We start from the raw sequence: 23,058 nt of genomic DNA, 5'->3' as shown, positions 1-23,058 counted from the left end.
TAAAAATGAAATCGAAACCAATAATTTCCAAGATTGCGGTACATGTTGTGTTGATTCTGATTGCCGCTGTTATGATACTACCATTTATCTGGATGTTGTTAACAGCCTTCAAGACTCAAACAGAAGCAACTGCGTTAAATCCGTTTGTTATATTTCCATCTAGTTTAAAGTTTGATAACTTTAAAGCTGTATTGGCTAGATATGATTTTGTTATTTTATACTTTAATACTTTTGCTATGATTGGTATTAGAGTAGTTGCATCGACCTTGTTTAGTGCAATGGCTGCATATGCATTTGGGCGACTGGAATTTCCAGGAAGAGATTTCTTATTCAGCTTGGTTTTATTTCAAATGATGATTCCAGCACAAGTATTTATTATTCCACAATATTTGATGGTTGATGCGCTGGATATGCGAAATACAATTATGGCCTTAGTGTTTCCAGGAATTGTCAGTGCGTTTGGTACATTCCTCTTAAGACAGTTTTTCATGGGGTTGCCTAAATCCTTAGAAGAATCAGCAGTTTTGGATGGCGCTAATATAGGTCAGACGTTCTTCTCAATCATGTTACCTCTTGCAAAATCAGGCTTAGTTGCATTAGGTATATTTACGGCATTATTTGGATATAAAGAGCTAATGTGGCCAATGATTATTAATCCACAAGCTGACAAAGCGACTTTATCTTCAGCCTTATCATTAATACAAGGCGCTTATACAGTTAATTATCCCCAATTAATGGCTGCAGCAGTGATGGCCACTTGGCCAATGATTCTTATCTACGTAGTTTTCCAAAAACATTTCATTCAAGGTATTGCATCTACAGGAGGAAAACTATAATTATTCTAGTTTATGAATGTTTATTTCTCCAATCAAATGGAGAGAAGTTGTAATGTTTTTTAAAAGTAGCAGAAAAATTAAATTGATTTGAATAACCGATTTCTTCTGAAATACACTGTATTGAAAGATCTGTATTCATTAATAAATCTGCTGCTTTATTTAAACGATATTTAATCAAGAACTGGGAAGGGGTCAAGTTCAATTCTGCTTTAAACAAGCGAGTAAAATAGTTTCTGTTTAAGTTACAATGGTTAGCAATATCTGCTACAGAAATATCATTTTGATAATTATCTCTAATATAGTCGATGGCGCGTCTAATATAAACATTGGAAATTTCATTACGTGTGTCAGAAACTTGTTGGCTAGAATTTTGAATTAGAGCATCTAACAACTGATATAGATTACCTAATAATAAATATTCATTGCTAACATTTGTTTCTAACGTATCAGCAAAAATATGTGCAATCTCTTCAATTTTATTATCAGTGCGCGGTGTATAAATTAATTGAGTATCTGTAAAACCAGCAAGTTTCATAGATTGCTTCGCTTGAATGCCGTTGAATTCAATCCAATAATATTCCCATGGATCATCCGAATCAGCAGAATACGAACAAATTGTATCAGGTGGCATTAAGAAGCCTTGACCAGAAGTCAACTCTGTACCATCACTATTGTCTGGTTGGAAGAAACGACCTTTTCCCGAAACGATATAATGAAACAGATAATTATGCGTCAATATCGGACCGAAGCTATGTGAGAAATCACATTGTTCGTGTCCATGTTGAACAATATATAAATCAACAAATAAACTATTCGGAGAAATATGTATACGTTTTCTTTTCCTTTTCATGATGAAATCCTTTCGTCAATTCTGATGTGTGATAAGAACAGTATATCATATGACTAAGCAGTTTTATCTTTTGATATTCATGTAATTTATTTTGTATATATAAGAAAATTTTAAAAATATAATGAGGATTTACTTTTATCACACTAAAAAAACAATAATACATTTATAAAGGAGTCTGTCTAATGGTTAAAATCACGTTTATTGGTGCAGGAAGTACAATATTTGCTAAGAATATTTTAGGTGATGCAATGCTGACACCCAGTCTTTATCATGCAGAAATCGCACTTTATGATATAGATGAGAATCGATTAAGAGAATCAGAAAGTATGCTTAATACAATTAATAAAAACTCAAACGAAGGGCGTGCATCAATTACAGCTTATCAAGATCGTAAAGAAGCATTAAGAGATGCCAATTTTGTTATCAATGCCATTCAAGTGGGGGGCTATAAACCGAGTACAGTAATCGATTTTGAAATCCCTCAAAAATATGGACTACAACAAACTATCGGTGATACGATGGGGATTGGTGGAATATTCAGAGCCTTACGTACGTTCCCGGTGATGTTAGAATTTGCTAAAGAGATGGAGGAAGTTTGCCCGGATGCTTGGTTACTTAACTACACCAACCCTATGTCTATGTTAACAATGGGAATCCTAAAAGCGACGAAAATAAAAACGGTAGGCCTTTGTCATAGTGTGCAAGTTTGTGTGCCAGAGTTATTTGAACATTTGGGAATTGCGGAAGAAGAGAATTTAGATGATTTTCAATGGAAAATTGCCGGAATTAACCATATGGCGTGGTTATTAGAAATCACTAAAAATGGTGAAGACTTCTATCCTACTATTAAAAAATTAGCAGCAGAGAAAGAAAACCCACACCGTGACTCAGTTCGATTCGAGTTAATGAAGCGATTCGATTATTATATTACTGAGTCAAGTGAACATAATGCAGAGTATCATCCTTACTTTATTAAGAGTAAATATCCAGAACTTATTGAGCGTTTTGGAATTCCGCTGAATGAGTACTTGCGTCGTTGTGAACAGCAAATTTCTGATTGGGAACATCAAAGAGATGATATCGTTGAAAATGGAGATCTAACTCATACTCGTAGCCGTGAGTATGCCTCATATATTATGGATGCTATTACGACAGGAAATCCAACCATGATCGCGGGTAACGTATTGAACAAAGGTTTAATTACTAATTTACCTGAAAACTCTTGTGTTGAGGTGCCATGCTTAGTTGATAAGAACGGAGTACAACCCACTTATGTCGGAGATTTACCTACTCAACTAGCTGCACTAAACCGTACAAACATTAATGTGCAAGAGTTAGTCGTTGAAGCAGCATTAACTCTAGATAAGAGTAAAATCTATCAAGCAGCTTTCTTAGATCCACATACGAATTCTGAATTATCAATGGATGATATTGTTGCAATGTGTGATGAGTTAATTGAAGCACATGGGGATTATTTACCAGCCTATCAATAATCATGCTTAGTAATAAATGCCTTGGAGGTCGCTCCAAGGCTTTTTATATTTATCTAAACAAAAAAAGGAAACGCCAAGCGTTTCCTAGTCATGTCTAATTTTAGAATAAAGTGTTGTAGCGGCCACGTGTGGCAAGTTTTGTGAAGTCTATTTGACGTGCTTGAGCCCAATCACGCAAGTCACCAGAAATCACTAAGTTCGTACGACGTAATTCTGCTAAGTTTGAACAACCTAACATTAACATCATATGACGCAACGACGTTTCCCAATCACGAACAGTTTGGATTGTTTCAGCCACCCCTTTTTCGTGAACCGAAGCAAGGAATTTACCTGATAAACCAGTCGCTTTAGCACCAAAGGCTAGGGCTTTAATGATATCCGTGTAGTGACGAATCCCACCACTTGCTAGAACATCAAGAGTTCTTTGCACGCTAAGAGACTCTAAAAGTGATTCAGGTGTGGTTTGTCCCCAACTTGCTAAGTCGCTGAAGTCTAAACGATCACGACGGTCATTTTCAATTGTCACAAAGTTTGTTCCACCGCGACCGCTTACATCTACGGTTTGGACGCCTAAACGGACTAATTGTTCCATTGTTTCGCGGCTCATGCCGAAACCAACTTCCTTAACGATAACCGGCAAGCCCAAGCCATGGACAATATCAGCAATGTTATCAGGCCAGCTACGGTAATCGCGGTCACCTTCAGGCATTACGACTTCTTGAGGGACATTTAAATGAATTTGCAAAGCATCTGCTTGTAATAAATCAACGGCACGCTTAGCATTTTCCAATGAATGATGAGCCCCTAAGTTGGCCATCACGAAACCATTTGGATTGACCTCGCGAATCACAGTAAAACTATCTGCAACACTAGGGTCTTTTAAAGCAGCGCTGATTGAACCTGACGCCATCGCCAGTCCCGTTTCACGGGCTACCTCTGCCAATTTTTGGTTGAATTGCTTGGTAAAACTAGAACCACCAGTCATCCCATTGATATAGAAGGGGAGGTCGAACGTATGCCCAGCCCAATCAGTGGATAAATCGACTTGAGCCATGGATAAATCGCTAAATGAATGGTGCACGAAACGCACATCATCAAAAGCCGAGTGTTTCATGGCGGCTTGTTGCTCTAAAGCTAAATTAACATGATCATCTTTACGCTGTGAATCTATCGTTTGCTTGTGTTCATCTGTCATAAAAGCACCCCGTTTCTTAAGTCTTGTTAAGTAAATTCTAACACATCTATAACTAAAAGCCGACTATTACTTCATTAATGAAAACACTACTAACAAAATAGCTCCCTACACCTGTAAGGGAGCTACTTTAATATCCAATGGTATAATGCCAGTGGCTTTCCACTGTTCTTGTAAAAGCTCAGACTTTTGATTCTTATGGCCGATCGCGATGCCACAATCGCCGCCGCCTGCGCCGGAAGACTTGGCTTCAAATTGATAAGCCTGTGATAAATTAACTAAATCGCTCAAAGCAGGTGTTTCAATTGTTAAATTAAATTGCTTGCTGAGTTTCAATAATAGGTGGCGGTAATTAGCCAACTCTTCTTGGATGAGTGTAATATTCTTAGTCTTAAACGCTTGATGCATGCTTTCGACGCTCACTTGGCTGTCCTCTAGGAAAGTCTTGTAGGGAGAAGTTGTATCAGCATCATTCATTTGTTGACGTAGGTAGCCTACTAAGTCGTCTGTTGAAGCTGGGGATTGAGTCCAACCAATTAAAACGGTCATATCTTCAATCGTTTGGATGGTTTCTAATTTTAGATAGGGCCAGTCAACATGTAATAAATCGAGGGTCGATGGATTAGTACTTAAACGAGCGCGTAACCAATCGCGGTCAAAGGATTGATAGTACACCCAATTACCTAATGTAATGGCTGCAATATCACCAAAACTGCCGTTCGTATTCAATTTAGTCAAAGCAATACAAGCCAGCTTGAAAATTGTTTCAGCGGAAATCGCTTGAAGTCCGTAAAATTGAATCAAGGCACGAATCGTAGCAACTGTGACAGCGCCACTTGAGCCAAAACCATACTTCTTACCTTCTTGCGAAGCAAGATCACTTGAGAAAGTCAGCTGATAGTCTTGAATCGGGCGGCCAATTTCAGTAATCAACGCTTCAACCACCTCAATGGCTGCTAAGACATAACGCCAATCCTTCAGCGAGCCGGCAGATTGTTGTTCGATGTTGATTTGAATATCATTTGTGTGTGGGTTTCGGCGGTAGTTTAAGTCGTTCATTCCTGGTAAATCTGATTGAATACAGCCATGATAAGGTTTCAAGCTGATAGAAAGTTGGCTATTTAAGTATTGGTCAACGGCAATTAAAATGGCAGGATGACCAGGTTCTAAAATGGCATACTCGCCTGAAATGTACAATTTACCTGGCACTTTGATGCTTTGTGTTTGGAAGTTCTGTTCAGGTTTCAATTCAAATAAGTTTGACATAACAGATGAGAAATTCATACATTACTCCTTATCTAGCGGGTAGGCATTAGGCCCGGGTTTTGCAATAACAATTTGTTCTTCGCCAAATCGTGACACAAAAGCTGCTTTGACACGTTCAGCTTCACTTGCACGGCAAAGTACTTTGACATTTGGGCCGGCATCCATCGTGAGGTATGCCGAAATGCCCTCTTCACGTAATCGACGCACGATTTGCATCGCTTCGATTGAGCCAGGTTCCCAATAGGTGAAACTTGGGTTAGCGGCAATCGTCATGGCATGCATCTTCATGGCATTATGTTCAGCGATTGTACCTACTGTGTCGATGTCATGGGCTTTAATCGCTGGTTTTATTTTCTCTAGATCTTTTGCCACTTCGCGTGGCCATAGTTCATAGAAAGGGGATGTCTCGTTAGTGTGTTCCATACCAAGTCGACTGTCGACTTTCTTAGCTTGTCGGTTAATGATGACGAAAACCATTGCAAGGTCCCAATCGGCATCATCAAATACTTCTGCATAACTTGATGCACTGTCGTCACCTTGCCCTTTATGCCACTCAACGAAACCGCCGAGTAAGCTACGACTGGCACTGCCTGATCCTTGACGAGCGAAAGTTGATAGGGTTTGTGTATCGATAGCTAAGTCAAGAGCCAAATTACAAGCACCAGCTAGAGCCGCAAAAGCGGAAGCAGAGGAAGCTAACCCAGCTGCTGTTGGGACATGGTTAATACTACGTACAGTCGCAAATAAGTTAGGTCGATTAGCTTCTTTTCTAAATAAGTCGAGGAAGCGGCTGACTTTTGCTGTATGAAAGTCATTTTGTAAGACGCCGTCTAAATAAAACACGTCACTCGTAAGTGACGTATCGAACTCGACTTCAGTATCTGTATAAAAAGCATCCAACGTTAATGAGAGACTGTTGGTAACGGGTAAGAATAACTCTTTGTTTCGCTTACCCCAATATTTAATAAGCGCAATGTTTGTGTGAGCACGAAACTTTGCAGAGAATAATTGCTTGGTCATGACGAACTCCTTTTATTAGTGCAAGTTATTGTACGGAATTTTTGGTCCTATTTTGTCCAATAACTTGCTTTGATAAGTAGTGTTTAATCTAATGGGATATACCATGACTGGATGGCTCCAGCCTCTTTCATTTCTTGAGCGACTACTTGAGCGCTCGCCTCGTCCGTTGCAAGTGCGATGACGCAACCGCCTAAACCTCCACCGGTTAATTTAGCGCCGAGGGCGCCGCCTAACCAGGCTGCATTAATGATGCGGTCTAATATTGGATTTGAAATGCCTAGTTGATTTAAATAGTAGTGGTTGTAAGTCATTAAGCGGCCGAGCTCGGTCGCATCATTAGCTTGGATGGCATCGTGTGCTTGTTGAACGAACTTTCCAATCGCTGACATTAATTCCTCTACTAATAAAGGTTTCTTTTCTTTCAGTAGTCGGACATGGTTAACCGCAAGTTTCGTTTGACCTGCCTGGCCGCTGTCTGCGACCACTAAGAAGGCATCCATTTTCAAAGGAAACGGACGGGGTGTCTGACTTTTTCGATAGATGACAGGATTAGGTGTGCTAGTCATTAGAGTATCTAGTCCACTAGTTGATTCATGGGCAATGACTTCTGCTTGATTGACAATCAAGTGAAGCTGCTTGTCAGAAATAGGGACGCAATAGTAATCACAAATTGCCCGAACAATCGCGACAGAAACAGCAGCAGAAGAGCCCATGCCTCTTTCTTGAGGGATGGTACTGTCAATCGTAATCTGAATCGGTTGTGAAAGTATCTTAAAGCTATCAAGAGTTAAGCTGATGGCTCGTTTAAGGTTCGCTAACATGGAAGGAGCATCTTCCAATGGCCCAGCGTAATATTGACAATCAATATAAGAATTGGAGTGTTGTGAAGCTTCGACTTGGACGTGAACTTGCACAGCAGGGAATGGTAGCGCTATCGCAGGGTAATCATAGACCACAGCGTGCTCACCCATCAGAATAATTTTACTGTGTGCATACCCATGACCTACCTTAGAAGTCGTTTGAGTTGCTTCTGATGTAATGCCTGCTTGTTCTTGATTGACTAGTTCAATTGATATATCTAATCGATTTTCATCAAATTGTCCCTGATAACGTGACTCCATAAAAGAACTGCCTCCATTCAACCTGTAATTGTCTGTTGTTACGACGTACGACCTTCAATTGTATTGTACCAATAGTTCGCATGGTATTAGTACGATTAATCGTATTATTTAAATAAATTTAAGCTTTATCTTGAACTGTTTAAGATTTATTGAATACAAAGCACATCTTTCTGTGATAAAATTAACTAAATATCCAAAAGAGATAAAGCTGTCTGCTTTAACTAGCATAGACTATTATAGTTGAACAGCTGTTACTCTCGCAAGTCTAAATCTATGAATGAATTATATAAACAATATATCCCAAATGAAGGAGTTTAAAAGTGACTCAATTTAAATTGTATACTCGTTACACACGTCAAGAATGGCAACAATTCCAATATGATGGACCCGAAATTGCTCCGGTTCAACAATTATCAGATTTAGTTTCCTTACATGACCGTCTTTCTCAAAGAGATGTGCGTGAAGTTTATGCCCCTCTGGTTCATTATGTCGATATAGCCATCAGAAGTGATCATAATTTTCAGAATAAGAGAGATGAATTTTTTACGACGGATCCAGAAAGTCCGGTTCACTCACCGGCCATCCCATTCGTCATTGGTATTTCAGGGAGTGTAGCGGTAGGTAAAAGCACAACCGCTCGAGTACTTCATCAATTATTGAAAGAAACGTATCCAGGACGTAAAGTCGAGATGTTAACGACAGATGGTTTTTTATATTCAAATGAAGCATTGGAACAGCAAGGCCTTTTAAATCGTAAAGGCTTTCCAGAAAGTTATGACATGACTGGCCTATTGAATTTTATGAGTATGGTCAAAACGTCTAAAGAAGCCGTGAAGTATCCAATTTATTCTCATGAAATTTATGATGTGATACCGGGTGAATACGGCGTGGTTGATCAACCAGATATACTGATAGTTGAGGGAATCAATGTGTTCCAATTACCGCAAAACCAACAACTTTATGTCAGCGACTTTTTCGATTTATCGATTTATGTTGATGCCGAAGCGCGTAATATTCGTAAATGGTACAGAGAACGCTTTGATATGCACATGGATTTAGCCGAGAATGACCCGACTAATTACTACTATGAAATCAGTAAACTCCCACGCGAAGAAGCGCATGACTATGCGGACGAGATCTGGTATTCAATCAACCTACCGAACCTCGTTCAATACATTCAACCGACCCGTAGCCGAGCGAATATTATACTGCATAAGACGGATGATCACGCGATAGATGCAATTTATGTTCGCAAATACTAAAATTTCGTGTAGAATAGAACAATACTAAAGAAGTAAATGGGGGAATAAAGTTGACCGCGACATTAAAAGCGATTGAAAAGATTATTGTTTTAGATTTTGGAAGTCAATACAATCAGTTAATCACACGTCGAATCCGCGAGTTCGGAGTATTTAGTGAATTACTACCGAATGACACAAGTGCAGAAGCTATTAAAGCAGAAGGAAACGTCATTGGTATTATCCTATCTGGAGGTCCACATAGTGTGTATGCAGAGGATGCTTTTACAGTAGATCCTGCAATCTATGATTTAGGTGTACCGGTTCTAGGCATTTGTTATGGCATGCAGTTAACAACACAACTATTCAATGGTACTGTCTCTAAAGCGAACAAACGCGAATACGGACGTTCAATGATTAACATTAGTGAAACGTCAACTGGAATTTTTGAAGGTTTAGCTGATGAAGAACAAGTTTTAATGAGTCATGGCGATTTAATCACTGAATTACCTGAGGGATTTGAAGTCATCGCAAGCAATGATCATTGTCCAATCGCAGCTTTCCAGAATACCGCGCGTCAAATTTATGGTGTTCAATTCCATCCAGAAGTTCATCATAGTACACATGGTAATGAAATGTTACGTAACTTTGCCTTTGAAATCTGTCAAGCAACAGGTGACTGGACAATGGACAATTTCATTGAGTTTGAAATTGCTAAAATTCGTGAAAAAGTCGGCGACCGTAAAGTATTACTTGGTTTATCCGGAGGGGTCGATTCAAGTGTGGTTGGAGTTCTTTTGCAAAAAGCAATTGGCGATCAATTAACATGTATCTTTGTTGACCACGGACTTCTACGTAAAGGTGAAGGCGACGCAGTTATGGAAGCATTAACAGGTAAGTTTGGCCTAAACATTATTCGTGTGGATGCTAAAAAACGCTTCTTCGATAAATTGCGTGGGGTGAGCGATCCAGAAGAAAAACGTAAAATTATCGGTAACGAGTTTGTTTACGTCTTTGATGACGAAGCGACTAAGTTAGAAGGTGTGGATTTCCTAGCACAAGGCACGCTTTACACGGATATTATTGAGTCTGGTACAAAAACAGCTCAAACAATTAAATCTCACCATAACGTGGGTGGATTACCCGAAGATATGGAATTCGAATTAATCGAACCATTGAGTACTTTATTCAAAGATGAAGTGCGTTCATTAGGAACAACACTAGGCATGCCTGACAGCATTGTTTGGCGTCAACCATTCCCAGGACCCGGTCTAGGGATTCGTGTCTTAGGTGAAATTACTGAAGAAAAAGTTGAAATCGTTCGTGAATCCGATGCGATTTTACGTGAAGAAATTGCAAATCACGGTCTTGAACGTGAAGTATGGCAATACTTTACAGTCCTACCAGGTATTCGTAGTGTAGGTGTGATGGGTGACGGTCGTACGTATGATTATACGATTGGTATTCGCGCAGTGACATCGATTGATGGTATGACTGGTGAGTTCGCTCGTATTGATTGGGATATTCTTCAAAAAATCAGTACGCGTATTGTAAATGAAGTCGCACACGTAAACCGTATCGTGTATGACATCACAGGAAAACCACCAGCAACAATTGAATGGGAATAGAAGAATAAAAGAAAGCAGCGACACCCCTTTTAAAATAGGGGCGTCGCTGTTTTTATAGTATAAGGAATTATTAGGTTAGAGTTGATAGAATGCCTTTTGTGCTTCGCTTACCTTATTGGTTTTCCAATGCGTTGGTCGCTTTCAAAGCCTCACTGGCGTTCGTGCTTTTTCAGCTGAATCGGCTAGGTTCTGTCTAATTCGCGTTGCTCAGAGTCAGACCAAGCTACGCCGATTCCCCTTATTACCGCTTTGGTAAACCACCACGATGAGCTGCGCTTAATAGTTCAACTAAAATAAAAATCACGATATAGTATAAACGAATCGAACCTAAGAAGCCTAAGACATAGTTCTAGGTTTTCTTACTTAGTCTATTACAGTGTGTGAAATTTCGATACTAGTATCCGGAATTTCTTGTGAGAATTCAACTTCCTGTGACAAGTTGTCTACTAGACCATCAGGAGTGCCTGATGGTCCGGTGCTAATACCTTTTCTATGTAGAATAATAGAATTTCTAAAAAATTAGAATTTTTATTTTGAACTTCAATCAAATCATTTTGTATTAAATTGTTTACATAACGATTTTCAGAAATTCTAATGACATTTGTAACCAAATGGTATATTAGTAGTATACCAACGGAGGAGCCAATCCCATATGTAAAATAATCCCAATTATTGGTCAAATTCGTAAAAAGTCAACCAATCATTAGCGACCCTAATATATCTAAAACTAGAAAAATGCCCTTAACGAAGCGTGAAGACCTACTTCGCAATCGAGCTTCTGTTCTGTATTTATAAATATTATTATCAACTCTCTCTTCAGCTGCGTGATTTTCGTGATTTTCTTTTTCATTTGAAGGTGGAAGCAAAACCCAAACAATCGTCCCTAAAGGCGCTTTCTGTTGTTTCTCTCGGTTCAAAAAAGGAGCATAAAAATGAGGGAAAACATAGCGGAAATCTTAAGTTTTATTTGTGTTGTAATGATTTTTTTTACCATCTGTGTTTCCGTTATCAAACGCTATTGCTTATGCTAATTCATGGGATCAGCTAGAACCATACTCAGTTATTGAAGATGGAGAAAACATTGAATATGTGTACAAGGTTACTGAGGAAGAATTGGCTGAACTTGAACAATACTATGGTTCAAGTTCCTTGATGAGAGCAAATACAATCTATGGTTCTATTAAAAAACCTGGAACTGTAGTAGGACTTGCTGGAGCAATTATTGCTGTTGCAGGTATGGGTACGGTTGGTGGTGTTATAGGTATAGCTGGCACATTAATTGAATATAATACAGATTATATCTACTATACTTACAAGCAGTCAAGTTGGAGAGAATCTAATGGTAGGTTCCACGTTACTGTAAGGATGAATTTCTATAGTAATGCGTCCTATACTAATTATGTAACAGGGACAACTTTTACTCACACATATGAAGTTTGGGAATAAATAAAAAAGAGGGCTATCATGAAAGATATAAACTATAAAAAGTATAAAAAGAATTTTCAAATCTTAAGTGCGATCTCTATGCTAGTCTATAACATTTTATTTAATGCACTAGAAATAGATTATTATAAATTTTTTTTTAGTACATTATTAGTTGTCGTAATCCCGTTGGTATGTAATCTATATATTTTGTATCAGTATTCTAAATTAGGAATGAAAAGTAAAATAGAATTAAGTAAAATACTTTTGCTTATAATATTAATTCTGATATATGCTTACTTTTCGCTTGGTTACTTACTCTAAAAAGTAGAAGGACTATCATTAGTATTTTCTAGTACAAATAATCCACTCTCTTAACCGAGTGTTGGGTTGTTTTTGCTGTCTAATGTCCAACGTATTCATAAATTCTGACCATCTAAGCTTCAGAAGCCATCTTAACGTTAAAAATAAAATAATGATTTTCTCGATCAAGTGAATTTTATCTGTTCAAGATAAAGTAATTTTTTTGAGAGACCGCCATTGATAATAATAAGTCATCAGTAACAAAAGTCATAAGAAGACTCATGGTGAAATTTTCCAAGTGGTAAAACCCGTATTGTCTTTAGATTAATCCGCTAAATTATAGATGATTTCTGCAGCGGTTTGACCAACAATTGCATAGTGAAATTTATTTTGTACATTAGCGTAAAATAATTTCGTTATTTCACTGGAATTTTCATATTCGGTACTTACTTCGGAAAATATGGCAGTCAGTTTTAGCCACATTCTTCGTTCGCTCGCATGAATTGAGCGTACTATTTCGAGAAGTTCTTGAAAATAGTCTTTCTCTAAAAGATTCGCTCCTTGTTTTAACCTTTTATCATATACTCTTTTAAAACACCGGTAGCCCATTATTTGAAATGAGTAGCGCGTATAAAGTTCACTCGATATCCAACTGATATATTTCCATCAATACTATAATAGGTTAAATCCCTAGAAATCTCTCTATTACCTTCTTTTCGAACTGTTGCAATTTTTACAACAGTTGAATTAAGTTCTAACTAATTATCGTTAAATATATTGGATACAAACGTCGCTCGAAATTTGCTTTGAGTTTATTTAAGCTCAAATGAATAATACTAACCAAAAATATAAAACACTCCGATAGTTATAAGAACACCCGGCACATTAAGACGTATTAAATCGATAAACTCATGAAATAAATAAAATAATTTTGTGTCAGCTAACAATATAATAAAATTGATTAATTTATATAATACAAACTTTTGTGTTTAATCTTTTGTAAAGAATTGAGATTAGCGCATTTAAATACAGAACTTATTAGTAAGCTATCAATTTAATAGATGGGAATTATAGTGATAACCATCCCCGATATTAATTTATATTTATTATGCAGATTTTAAAATGAGGGGGTGTTAATAAAGTGATAACAATTCTAATTGAATTATAATAATAACCTTGACAAACGCTTTCATTAATGTGAAATTATGTATATTAATGGATAAGGAGTGTTAAAAATATGAAGAAAAATTTTGTTTATAAACTCTCAACTTTTTTTATGGCATTAATTGTTTCATTTGGAGGGTTATTTCCACAACTAGCAGTGAGTGCTCAGGAGAATATTCTAAATTTAGCTATTGGATCTGAACCACCAACGATTGACCCAGCTATCGCAACGGATACAACATCTGGTGCGATCATTGATAACGTGTTTGAAGGCTTAACAGATACGACGCCAGAAGGAGAAGTAATTCCTGCACTAGCAGAATCATGGGATATGAGTGAAGATGGTTTGGTGTATACATTCTATCTGCGTGAAGGCACATTATGGTCTAACGGTGATGAAGTGGTAGCGGGAGATTTTGAGTATGGTTGGAAACGTGCTTTAAATCCTGAAACCTTATCACAACGTGCAGAGTTTTTATACGTCATTGAAGGCGCACAGGCGTATAACACTGGTGAAGGTAGTGCCGATGATGTCGCTGTTAAGGCATTAGACGACTATACTTTAGAAGTAACTTTAGTTTCGCCAACAGCTTACTTTACTGAGTTACTCGGTATGTATACATTCTTACCCGTTCATCAGTCGGTAGTGGAAGGTAATCCAGATTGGGCGGTTGGTTTAACAGATGATTACATCACAAACGGACCATTCTTATTAACAGAGTGGGTTCATCAAAGTCACTATGTATTAACGAAGAATGACCAATATTGGGATAAAGAGAATGTAGCCTTGGACGAAGTTCATGTACAAATTATCGAATCTCAAGCTACACAAAGTAATGAATACTTGTCAGGCTCATTGGATTATTTAGGTTCACCGTATGGAGAAGTCGCTTTAGGGATGATTGATGAATTTGCTGATCAAGGGATCTTAAAAACTCAACCTATTTCTGCGATTTACTGGTATGTGATTAATACAACTGATCCAACAATGGCGAATGTGAACATTCGTAAAGCTCTTGCTTTTGCCGTTGACCGCCAGAATATTGTCGATAATATTACGAAGGGTGGACAAGTTCCAGCTTTAGGTTATGTTCCAAACGTGATTCCTGGATTTGAGGAAGATCGCGGCTACTTCGAAGATGCTGCCTACGATTCGGCTCGTGAATACTTGACGGTTGGTTTAGAAGAATTAGGTCTATCGGATCCAAGTGAGTTAACGATTAATATTTCAATCAATACAAGTGAAGCTCACTCTGTTATCGCACAAGATATTCAAGAGAAATGGGCGCGTGAATTAGGCATCAATGCAAAAATTGATAACACTGAATGGCAAGTTTACTTAGATCGATTAGATACTAAAGATTACCAAGTTGGACGTATTGGTTGGACGGGTAAATACAATGATGCGACGACTTACCTAGACAACTACAAGACTGCTGATGCCGGTAATAATGATACTGGCTGGGAATCAGAAGAATATAAAGAATTATTAGATCAAGCGATGTTTGAATTAGATGTTGATGCGCGTCTAGATTTGTTACGTCAAGCAGAAGCTGTCATGATTGAAGATATGCCAGTTATTCCACTTTACTACTATAGTAATGCTTACGTGCAGAATGAAAAACTACACGGTATGGATTATGATGGAGTGGGGCGTATTAATCTGAAAGATGTTTATTTTGCAGAGTAATATTTATTTTGATTTATGAAATATTGTAGAAAAACCGCCAAAAAACACTATTAAAAGTGTTTTTGGCGGTTTTATTTATTGGCTTAGCTAGCGCTATTTACATGAAACTTAAAGTATATACAATAATAATATGAATAGATGTTTATGAGAGTCAATGTAAGAGAGCAGTAAATTTCATAGGACGATGAAATCAAATATGCTTTGATTGAATCCGCTATTGTATGTGTTTGCTCGTACACGTCTTTTTTTAAGTGCTACTATTATTACATCAAATTTATATAATGAATTGCTATTGGGGGTTTAAATATTCATAATATAGGATTGATAAATTATTTTATTGTTCAAGCCCACTCTCTTAATTGAGGATGAGTTTTTTTTTGGTATATTTATGAATGGTTGTTGATTAAGCGAACGTACATTCAAATGTTTGTAATCAAACAGTGAAACTTATGATAATAGGCAGAAGCTATTGTCTTTTAAAATTGATAGAGAGTATCAAGACCGTAAAATGCAAAAAGTGGCTAATTTCTTATTGATCGAGAACACCGCCAATTTAAATAAGCATGATATAGAAATAGACTACCTCTATCGTTTTGGTCCCCAGAGAGAGTACGGCGAAATCAGACAGAATCTAACCGAGTCATACGACCACACCATCGCTCAAGACGCCACGAATCTCAGGCCATGTTTCACATCGTCGCTCAAGTCGCCATGATGTGGTTAGGCTATTTAGAGACTAAGAAACGCTGAATAGATGAAGGGGACAGCCTGATGCGTTGTGTTTCAATTTGAGTCGAGTATGTTTACTAACAAATCCGGTATGTCTTAATTTTTGCTACCAAGCATAGAATATCAACAGACTTACTTGAGTTATCCGATTTATCTGCCCAACTATCTAGCTATAAAGAGCTAAACTTGATCAAAAGGCGTAAGAACATGATGAGAATTATTATAATTCAATTAATGGGGAATTTTAGATGATGAAAATCAAATGGACTATTATTGAAAAATATAGAGAAATAGTTAGCGTAAACTAAGAAAGAACGGACTAGAGTCACCCCCTAAAGAGTGAGAAGATTGAAAATCAAAAGCGATTAAATCTTTCTGGAAAGCGAAACCAACTTTGATGTCTAGGCAATCAAATCCAAATGTTGGAAAGGAAAAGATGTCATTTACTAAGAATATGAATGTGTGAGTGCTTCAGACAATTTTGCATGCCCAATAAAATGATACAGAAAAATATCCCTAATGAAACAGATTAAAAGTCATGATTTTATAAAAAAGAAGGTGTCAAGATAGATAGATATGTAAAGACGTTTCGGATATAATTAGTTCCAATGAACAGAATAGTGTTTATAAAACGTATTAAATGGGGAGAAATCTTAGATATAAGATTTTGGGCGTTAGATTTAAAACATATATATTTTGTCTAAATTCAATTAGGGGGATTATTATAATGACAACAGGTAAAACAAAAGTTAGTACAGCTTCTTTAAAAGTAATGGCAGATTGGGGTATTGAAACAATTTACGGTATTCCTTCAGGTACATTAGCTCCATTAATGGAAGCACTAGGTGAACAAGAAGAAACAAACATTGAGTTTCTTCAAGTGAAGCATGAAGAAGTTGCAGCAAAAGCAGCTGTAATGCAATGGAAATTTGGTGGTAAAATTGGTGTTTGTGTGGGATCTGGTGGACCTGGTGCGTCTCACTTAATCAACGGTCTTTACGATGCAGCTATGGATAACACGCCAGTATTAGCTATCTTAGGATCTCGTCCACTAAAAGAATTAAACATGGATGCATTCCAAGAATTAAACCAAAACCCAATGTTTGCGAACATTGCAGTTTACAACCGTCGTGTTGCTTACGCTGAACAATTACCTAAATTAGTTGACGAAGCAATCCGTACTGCTATCGCTAAACGTGGGGTTGCTGTATTAGAAGTTCCTGGAGACTTTGGTTTCCACGAAATGGATAACGATGCATTTTACTCTTCAGCTAAAAGCTTCCGTGATTATACATCTTCACCAATTAACGAAGCTGATATCGACGCAGCAGTTGAAGTGTTAAATAACTCTAAACGTCCTGTAATTTATGCAGGTGTTGGGACTATGGGACACGGTCCTGCAGTAACAGAATTATCTCGCTTAATCAAAGCACCAGTCATTGTAACTGGTAAAAACTACGAGACTTTCGAATATGATTTTGAAGCGCTAGCTGGTTCTACTTACCGTGTTGGTTGGAAACCTGCTAACGAGACAATCAAAGAAGCTGACACAGTTATCTTTATTGGATCAAACTTCCCGTTTGCTGAAGTAGATAAAACATTCGAAAACATTGAAAAATTCATCCAAATTGACAACAACCCAGTAATGCTAGGTAAACGTCACAATGCTGATGTTGCAATTCTTGGAGATGCTGGTGAAGCAGTTCATTCATTATTAGCTAAAGTTACTCCTGTTGAAGAATCAGCTTGGTGGAACGCTAACTTGAAAAACATTCAAAACTGGCGTGAATACATGACGAAATTAGAAACAAAAGAAAGTGGCGCTTTACAACTTTATCAAGTGTACAATGCAATCAACAAGTATGCTGATGAAGATGCAATCTACTCAATCGACGTTGGTAACTCAACTCAAACATCTATTCGTCACTTACACATGACGCCTAAAAACATGTGGAGAACTTCTCCATTGTTTGCATCAATGGGAATTGCATTACCTGGTGGTATCGCAGCTAAGAAAGTTTACCCAGAACGTCAAGCATGGAACTTAGCTGGTGACGGTGCGTTCTCAATGAACTACCAAGATATCGTTACAAACGTACGTTACGATTTACCAGTTATCAACGTGGTATTCACAAACACTGAGTATGGTTTCATCAAGAACAAATATGAAGATACAAACTCAAACACGTTTGGTACTGAATTTACAGACGTTGACTACGCTAAGATTGCTGAAGCACAAGGAGCTGTTGGTTTCACAGTAAGTCGTATCGAAGATATGGACCAAGTGATGGCTGACGCAGTTAAAGCATACAAAGAAGGCAGAACAGTTGTCATCGATGCTAAAATTACAAAAGAACGTCCAATTCCAGTAGAAACACTGAAATTAGATGCATCTTTATACACTGCAGAAGAAATCGCTGCTTATAAAGAGAAATATGAAGCAGAAGAATTAGTAGCATTCAGTGAATTCTTAAAAGCTGAAGGTCTTACTTCTAAAGTAGCTAAATAATTTTGACAGAATATTAATTCGAGAAAAGGTGAGTCGCTGATTAAAGTGACTCACCTTTTTTGTCTTTTTAATGTTGATAGCAATAGAAAAGGGCTATAGATCCTCATACTGGCCAATTTAAGGATCTAAGTTGAAAAAAGTATTAGAGAAAATTTTCTCACAATGCTCAAAATATTATAACCATTTCTTTACCAATTTCTTGGGAAGATTCGATAGGTGTACTGGCTGAACCAGCACGATTAAAAGCTTAGCTGCTTTTTTAATCCTTGCGATACGAAGCGAGCAACATCTCTTGTGTTTTCAACTAGCGCGAGCCTAAGTGGCTCGGAGTTGTCTAGGTGAGCTATCTTTTAGTGTCTGAGTACTTAGGTGAGTAAGTAAAACATGGCTGACAACTTAGGTCAGTAAGTAAAACATGGTTGACTACTTAGGTGAGTAAGTAAAACATGGCTGACTACTTAGGTCAGTAAGTAAAACATGGCTGAGCTCTTAGGTCAGTAAGTAAAACATGGCTGAGTACTTAGGTCAGTAAGTAAAACATGGCTGAGCGTTTAGGTGAGCCACTAAAACATGGCTGAGCTCTTAGGTGAGCCACTAAAACATGGCTCAGTGATTAAAATGAGGGATGTAGAATAATATTTTGGGCAAAATAGAACGGTCTGACAAATGGTTATTGCTAACTAGCTAGATGATACGTGGTGTGGGATAGTCAGATGAAATAAAAATTTGCCTGTATGGAAAAAGGTGCCAACATTCCTGTACAATATAAAAAAGTGTTGAAATACTATCGAAACTACTCAATAAGTAGAAAGTTATAGCGAGTATTAGAAATAAGACTTACTTTAATCTGATAAGGCTTTTTATTCAGGCGGCTTATCTTTTTGCTTGACCTTCAGCACAACATCAGACACACTACAATAAAACAATCATGAGTGAGGGGACTATTATGAACATTATCGTACGTTTTCTATTGAAAATTATTTCTTCCCCAAAAATAAATATGCGCGAGTGGTACAAGCGAATTCGAAGAATTCAAGAATTTTTCGCTCTAAGTGTAAAAAATCGATATGAGTTTTTAGATTGGCATATTTATGCGGAAGATGGCAGCCATGAAATTCCAATTCGTGTCTTTCAACCAGACGTTAAACGTAGTAATGAATTACTACTATTTATTCATGGCGGTGGTTGGGTACTTGGTAATGTTGATACCTATACAAAGGACTGCAGCAAACTGTCCAATCGAACAGGCCGAACCGTTTTATCTGTCGACTATTCGAAAGCACCAGAGCATCCATTTCCAGCAGGCTTTAATGATGTTTATCAAGTAACTGATAGGTTATTGACTGATCTAAAAACGACCGGTTTGTTAGAAGGAAATGAATTAACATTAGTTGGCAACTCAGCAGGAGCCAACTTGGTAGCAGCTGTTTCTTTACGTTTACGTGATGAAGGTAAAACTATCCCCACCAAGCAAATATTAATTAATCCAGTGACTTATTGGGCGCACGATGAACGCTCACCTTTTAAAAGTGTCTGTGAAAATGCGACTGATTATGGCTTAACCGCTAAGAAAATGCAAGAGTACATGGATATGTATGAACCAGATATTGGAGCTCGTCAGTCACCTTATGTCGCTCCTTTGATGACACAAGACTTTTCTAAGCAACCGGCCAGTTTAATCATTATTTCTGAATTTGATCCATTACGTGATGAAGGGCTGATGTATGGCGAGTTGTTAGAAGAAGCGGGGAATTCGGTAGAAGTTTTTGAAGCAACTCAGACGGTTCATAATTATATATTTGGACCACTCAACCATAAAATTGTCGAAGATTCTTATGATTTAATCGAACGCTTTCTAGATAATCACTTGAAAGGAAGTGACGCATATGACGAAACGGGAAGCTCGAAGCCAGAATAAGTGGGTAAGGTTAGACTACGCTTCGAATATATTTCTTGCTGCCATGACACAAAGGGACACCAAAGTGTTCCGATTCAGTGCGGAAGTTTCAGAAGCAGTCGACGCTAATTTGTTGCAAATGGCCTTGCAGAAAGTCTATGACCAATACAGGCTATACCATAGTGTCTTACGGCGTGGCTTCTTTTGGTATTATTTAGAAGAAAGCGATTTAATACCAACTGTAAAAGAAGATACACAATCACCCTGCCGTCCAATTTATCATTTTGACCGCAAAGAATTGCTCTTTCGCGTGCTTTATTTAAATCAGCGAATTAGTCTGGAGGTATTCCATGTTTTATCAGATGGAACGGGCGCTATGTGGTTTTTCCAAGATTTAATGCGCGAGTATTTGGTATTAAAACATCCAGAAGCCCAGAGTATGCTTCTAGAAACCTCAACTTATAGTCACGAGAGCTCAAGTGAAGATAGTTTCTCGCGTCACTTCCGTAAAACTGAACAGCGCAGTTTTACTCAAGAGGCTCAATCTGCTTTACGTAATTTTACAGAAATAGGCGTGCGAGTGAAACGAATTCTTTTTCCAATCGCCAAACGAAGCAAAAAGAAAGTCTATCACTATAAAGGGACGTATACTCCGGATAACAGGCCACGAGTTGTCGAGTTAGAAATGCCAGTCAAAGACATTATTAGCCAAGCGAAGAAAATCGGCGTATCGGTAACTATTTATTTAACCGCTTTATTTATAGAAGCTTTACGGCAAAGTGTCACGGATTTTGAAGGTGATGAAACAATTGCGGTCTCTGTTCCAGTTAACCTGCGCCAATATTTCCCCTCGACGTCTGCGCGAAATTTTTTCTCGGTGACCAATATTTCTTATACTTATAAAAAAGGTCATGAGAATAGTTTGCATGACATTTGTTATGAGCTCAAAGCCGAGCTTGATCCTCAACTCGAAAAAGATCACCTAGAGGGCTGGCTAAAGCAACTCGTTTATTTCGAATATATGCCGATTAGCCGTGTGGTTCTTCGGCCAATCAAAGATTTTGGTTTAAAAATAATTAATTATCTGAATAACCGAAATATCACAATTGCGATATCCAATTTAGGACGCGTCAGTTTTTCTCAAATGATTGATCAATGGGTCAAGCAAGTTTTCTTTCATACGATTGCTGTCAGACCTCAATTTTGTACGATCAGTCATAATGATGTGATGACGATTACCTTTACCTCACCGTTTGTGGAAACTGATATTTTTCAAAACTTTGCGACTCATTTAACTGATTTGGGCATACCGGTCACAACAACTGTTAATAAGGTGACTGAAGAAGAGTTAGGAGAGGGCAGCCATGCGTAAATGCGACCGGTGTAAAGTTGAAATAAATGGAGATTGGGCAACTTGTCCCTTATGTCACCAAGCAATTGCTCAAACAGGAGGAGTCGTTCCCAGTTCATATCCCGACGTTCCGCTTCAATTTAATAATCAACGAATTGTTAAATGGCTAGTTTGGCTGTCCATCCTGATTATACTGGTAATTTTTGCTTTCGCTTATATTTGGCGGGGAGAAATACGTGTGTTTGAAGGATCTGTTTTAGGCATTGGAACGATTTGGCTGATTGTATTAATCGTTGTACGGAAACGGCGAAATTTAGCCAAAAGTGTCCTGTACTTGCTAGTGAGCCTGTCATTAGTCAGCGCCTATCTAGATTACCTTCTGACTTGGACAGGCTGGTCGTTGACTTACGCGATACCAATTTTTTGTAGTGCATCGCTCGTGGGGATGTTTGTTTCCACAAGATTAATCCACTTGAAGCCAGGGGATTATATTCTTTATTTAGCTGTTGCGGACATACTTGGGCTCGTGCCAGCGATTTTTCTAATTTTAGGTTGGGTTACAGTGACAACACCCGCGGCGATTTCAGTTTTTTTGAGCGTTTTAACCTTGATTTTAATTGTCTTGTTCCGTTGGCCGGATATCCGTCGCGAACTAAAGAAACGGACCTTTATTTAGAAAATGACTCTTTACTCAGAATATTTTGATTGGATTTACAGCAGTACAGCGATAGTTGATGATTGCAAAGTAGGCTTACTCTAAGTTTGCTTGAAATGTTGTGGAAGTAAGCCGTATATCATCAGTCGACATTCTGAATAACAAGCAAAAGAGCCGTCTCATTTCAGAGGCGGCTCTTTTATTACTCATATTCAGTTCGAATCCGTCGAGTCAGGAAACCGCCTTGCATGCGAATAGACCTAAGAAATACCCGGCAAGTAAAGCTCTACTCGTCGATGCTATCTAAATGTCTTTCCATTGTTTCAGCGCCGCCAAACCAGGTATCAATCAGCTCTTCCATTGGTAAATTCAACAGATCTTTGACGTATTTGAATTCAAGCTATCATCCTCGATACCAGTCTCAGTTGCTGTGGCTAATGAGGTATGACTACCGAAATAAGCTGCGAAAACGATGCTTTTTAAAGTGCTACCCAATAATTCATTATCTAATTCGTAGATGTTCATCTAAAAACTCTTTTTTAATATTATTTCCTTACATAATACCATATAAAACCGTGAATTTCGGAGATACTATAACTAACATGACTCTCTCCTTTAGGTTAAATCCTCTGCCTTAAACGATTTAATAGCGACGGTAATCGAAAATCGCTCTGGAAAACTCAGGACCAGTCAA

At 37.9% G+C, this 23,058-nt stretch carries 19 protein-coding genes; 10 read left to right on the top strand and 9 right to left on the bottom strand.

Annotated elements, in window-relative coordinates; translation table 11 throughout:
* Positions 1-5: 5 nt before the first annotated feature.
* Positions 6-836: a carbohydrate ABC transporter permease gene (locus tag ACTQ5J_RS12015; RefSeq protein ID WP_153831200.1), complete on the top strand. Its 831-nt coding sequence runs from the start codon at positions 6-8 to the stop codon at positions 834-836.
* Positions 837-846: 10 nt separating this feature from the next.
* Here ACTQ5J_RS12015 and ACTQ5J_RS12010 read toward each other — a convergent pair whose 3' ends face one another.
* Entirely contained in the window at positions 847-1,686 is an 840-nt protein-coding gene (locus ACTQ5J_RS12010; protein WP_441753274.1) for an AraC family transcriptional regulator, read from the bottom strand.
* A gap of 182 nt (positions 1,687-1,868) precedes the next feature.
* Here ACTQ5J_RS12010 and ACTQ5J_RS12005 point away from each other — a divergent pair, with 182 nt between their 5' ends.
* On the top strand, positions 1,869-3,179 hold the full coding sequence (locus ACTQ5J_RS12005; protein WP_153831202.1) for an alpha-glucosidase/alpha-galactosidase: 1,311 nt from the start codon (positions 1,869-1,871) through the stop codon (positions 3,177-3,179).
* Positions 3,180-3,279: 100 nt separating this feature from the next.
* Here ACTQ5J_RS12005 and fni read toward each other — a convergent pair whose 3' ends face one another.
* From fni to mvk, 4 genes are all read right to left on the bottom strand, one after another.
* The gene (gene fni, locus ACTQ5J_RS12000; protein ID WP_441753272.1) at positions 3,280-4,374 is read right to left on the bottom strand and encodes a type 2 isopentenyl-diphosphate Delta-isomerase; all 1,095 of its coding nucleotides are present in this window, start codon (positions 4,372-4,374) and stop codon (positions 3,280-3,282) included.
* A 105-nt stretch (positions 4,375-4,479) separates the two neighbouring features.
* The gene (locus ACTQ5J_RS11995) at positions 4,480-5,655 is read right to left on the bottom strand and encodes a phosphomevalonate kinase (protein WP_441753271.1); all 1,176 of its coding nucleotides are present in this window, start codon (positions 5,653-5,655) and stop codon (positions 4,480-4,482) included.
* A gap of 3 nt (positions 5,656-5,658) precedes the next feature.
* Complete coding sequence (gene mvaD, locus ACTQ5J_RS11990; RefSeq protein ID WP_441753269.1) at positions 5,659-6,657, bottom strand: diphosphomevalonate decarboxylase; 999 nt, start codon at positions 6,655-6,657, stop codon at positions 5,659-5,661.
* Between the two features lie 83 nt (positions 6,658-6,740).
* Positions 6,741-7,778: a mevalonate kinase gene (mvk, locus tag ACTQ5J_RS11985; RefSeq protein WP_441753268.1), complete on the bottom strand. Its 1,038-nt coding sequence runs from the start codon at positions 7,776-7,778 to the stop codon at positions 6,741-6,743.
* A gap of 320 nt (positions 7,779-8,098) precedes the next feature.
* Here mvk and coaA point away from each other — a divergent pair, with 320 nt between their 5' ends.
* The 3 genes from coaA to ACTQ5J_RS11970 all read left to right on the top strand — a co-directional run bounded on the left by coaA (position 8,099) and on the right by ACTQ5J_RS11970 (position 12,090).
* Complete coding sequence (gene coaA, locus ACTQ5J_RS11980; RefSeq protein ID WP_441753267.1) at positions 8,099-9,040, top strand: type I pantothenate kinase; 942 nt, start codon at positions 8,099-8,101, stop codon at positions 9,038-9,040.
* Between the two features lie 44 nt (positions 9,041-9,084).
* A complete protein-coding gene (gene guaA, locus ACTQ5J_RS11975; protein ID WP_441753358.1) occupies positions 9,085-10,644 on the top strand; it encodes a glutamine-hydrolyzing GMP synthase in 1,560 nt (519 codons plus the stop codon).
* 996 nt (positions 10,645-11,640) lie between these two features.
* A complete protein-coding gene (locus tag ACTQ5J_RS11970; protein ID WP_441753265.1) occupies positions 11,641-12,090 on the top strand; it encodes a hypothetical protein in 450 nt (149 codons plus the stop codon).
* Positions 12,091-12,565: 475 nt separating this feature from the next.
* On the opposite strand, the gene ACTQ5J_RS11965 is transcribed toward ACTQ5J_RS11970, so the two are convergent.
* The 3 genes from ACTQ5J_RS11965 to ACTQ5J_RS11955 are packed head-to-tail and all read right to left on the bottom strand — an operon-like array spanning position 12,566 to position 13,067.
* Positions 12,566-12,667, bottom strand: a complete 102-nt coding sequence (locus ACTQ5J_RS11965) for a DUF5960 family protein (protein WP_441753263.1) — start codon at positions 12,665-12,667, stop codon at positions 12,566-12,568.
* Positions 12,668-12,693: 26 nt separating this feature from the next.
* Positions 12,694-12,978, bottom strand: coding sequence for a RhuM family protein (gene rhuM / locus ACTQ5J_RS11960; protein WP_441753262.1), 285 nt, complete (start codon positions 12,976-12,978; stop codon positions 12,694-12,696).
* On the bottom strand, positions 12,978-13,067 hold the full coding sequence (locus ACTQ5J_RS11955; RefSeq protein ID WP_441753356.1) for a hypothetical protein: 90 nt from the start codon (positions 13,065-13,067) through the stop codon (positions 12,978-12,980). The genes rhuM and ACTQ5J_RS11955 overlap by 1 nt, the downstream gene beginning before the upstream one ends.
* 539 nt (positions 13,068-13,606) lie before the next feature.
* Here ACTQ5J_RS11955 and ACTQ5J_RS11950 point away from each other — a divergent pair.
* From ACTQ5J_RS11950 to ACTQ5J_RS11930, 5 genes are all read left to right on the top strand, one after another.
* The gene (locus tag ACTQ5J_RS11950; protein ID WP_441753261.1) at positions 13,607-15,223 is read left to right on the top strand and encodes a peptide ABC transporter substrate-binding protein; all 1,617 of its coding nucleotides are present in this window, start codon (positions 13,607-13,609) and stop codon (positions 15,221-15,223) included.
* A gap of 1,456 nt (positions 15,224-16,679) precedes the next feature.
* A complete protein-coding gene (gene spxB, locus ACTQ5J_RS11945; RefSeq protein WP_441753260.1) occupies positions 16,680-18,461 on the top strand; it encodes a pyruvate oxidase in 1,782 nt (593 codons plus the stop codon).
* 946 nt (positions 18,462-19,407) lie between these two features.
* On the top strand, positions 19,408-20,379 hold the full coding sequence (locus ACTQ5J_RS11940; protein ID WP_441753258.1) for an alpha/beta hydrolase fold domain-containing protein: 972 nt from the start codon (positions 19,408-19,410) through the stop codon (positions 20,377-20,379).
* A complete protein-coding gene (locus ACTQ5J_RS11935; RefSeq protein WP_441753256.1) occupies positions 20,348-21,730 on the top strand; it encodes an alcohol acetyltransferase in 1,383 nt (460 codons plus the stop codon). Before ACTQ5J_RS11940 ends, ACTQ5J_RS11935 begins: the two co-directional genes overlap by 32 nt.
* Entirely contained in the window at positions 21,723-22,385 is a 663-nt protein-coding gene (locus tag ACTQ5J_RS11930) for a DUF6320 domain-containing protein (RefSeq protein WP_441753255.1), read from the top strand. Before ACTQ5J_RS11935 ends, ACTQ5J_RS11930 begins: the two co-directional genes overlap by 8 nt.
* A gap of 348 nt (positions 22,386-22,733) precedes the next feature.
* Here ACTQ5J_RS11930 and ACTQ5J_RS11925 read toward each other — a convergent pair whose 3' ends face one another.
* Positions 22,734-22,889 carry a hypothetical protein gene (locus ACTQ5J_RS11925; RefSeq protein WP_441753254.1) on the bottom strand — a complete coding sequence of 52 codons (156 nt, stop codon included), beginning with the start codon at positions 22,887-22,889 and terminating at the stop codon, positions 22,734-22,736.
* Positions 22,890-23,058 lie beyond the last annotated feature (169 nt).

It is taken from the genome of Fundicoccus sp. Sow4_F4 (assembly GCF_052116145.1).
Lineage (GTDB): Bacteria > Bacillota > Bacilli > Lactobacillales > Aerococcaceae > Fundicoccus.
This window is presented reverse-complemented; position numbering and strand designations above follow the sequence as displayed.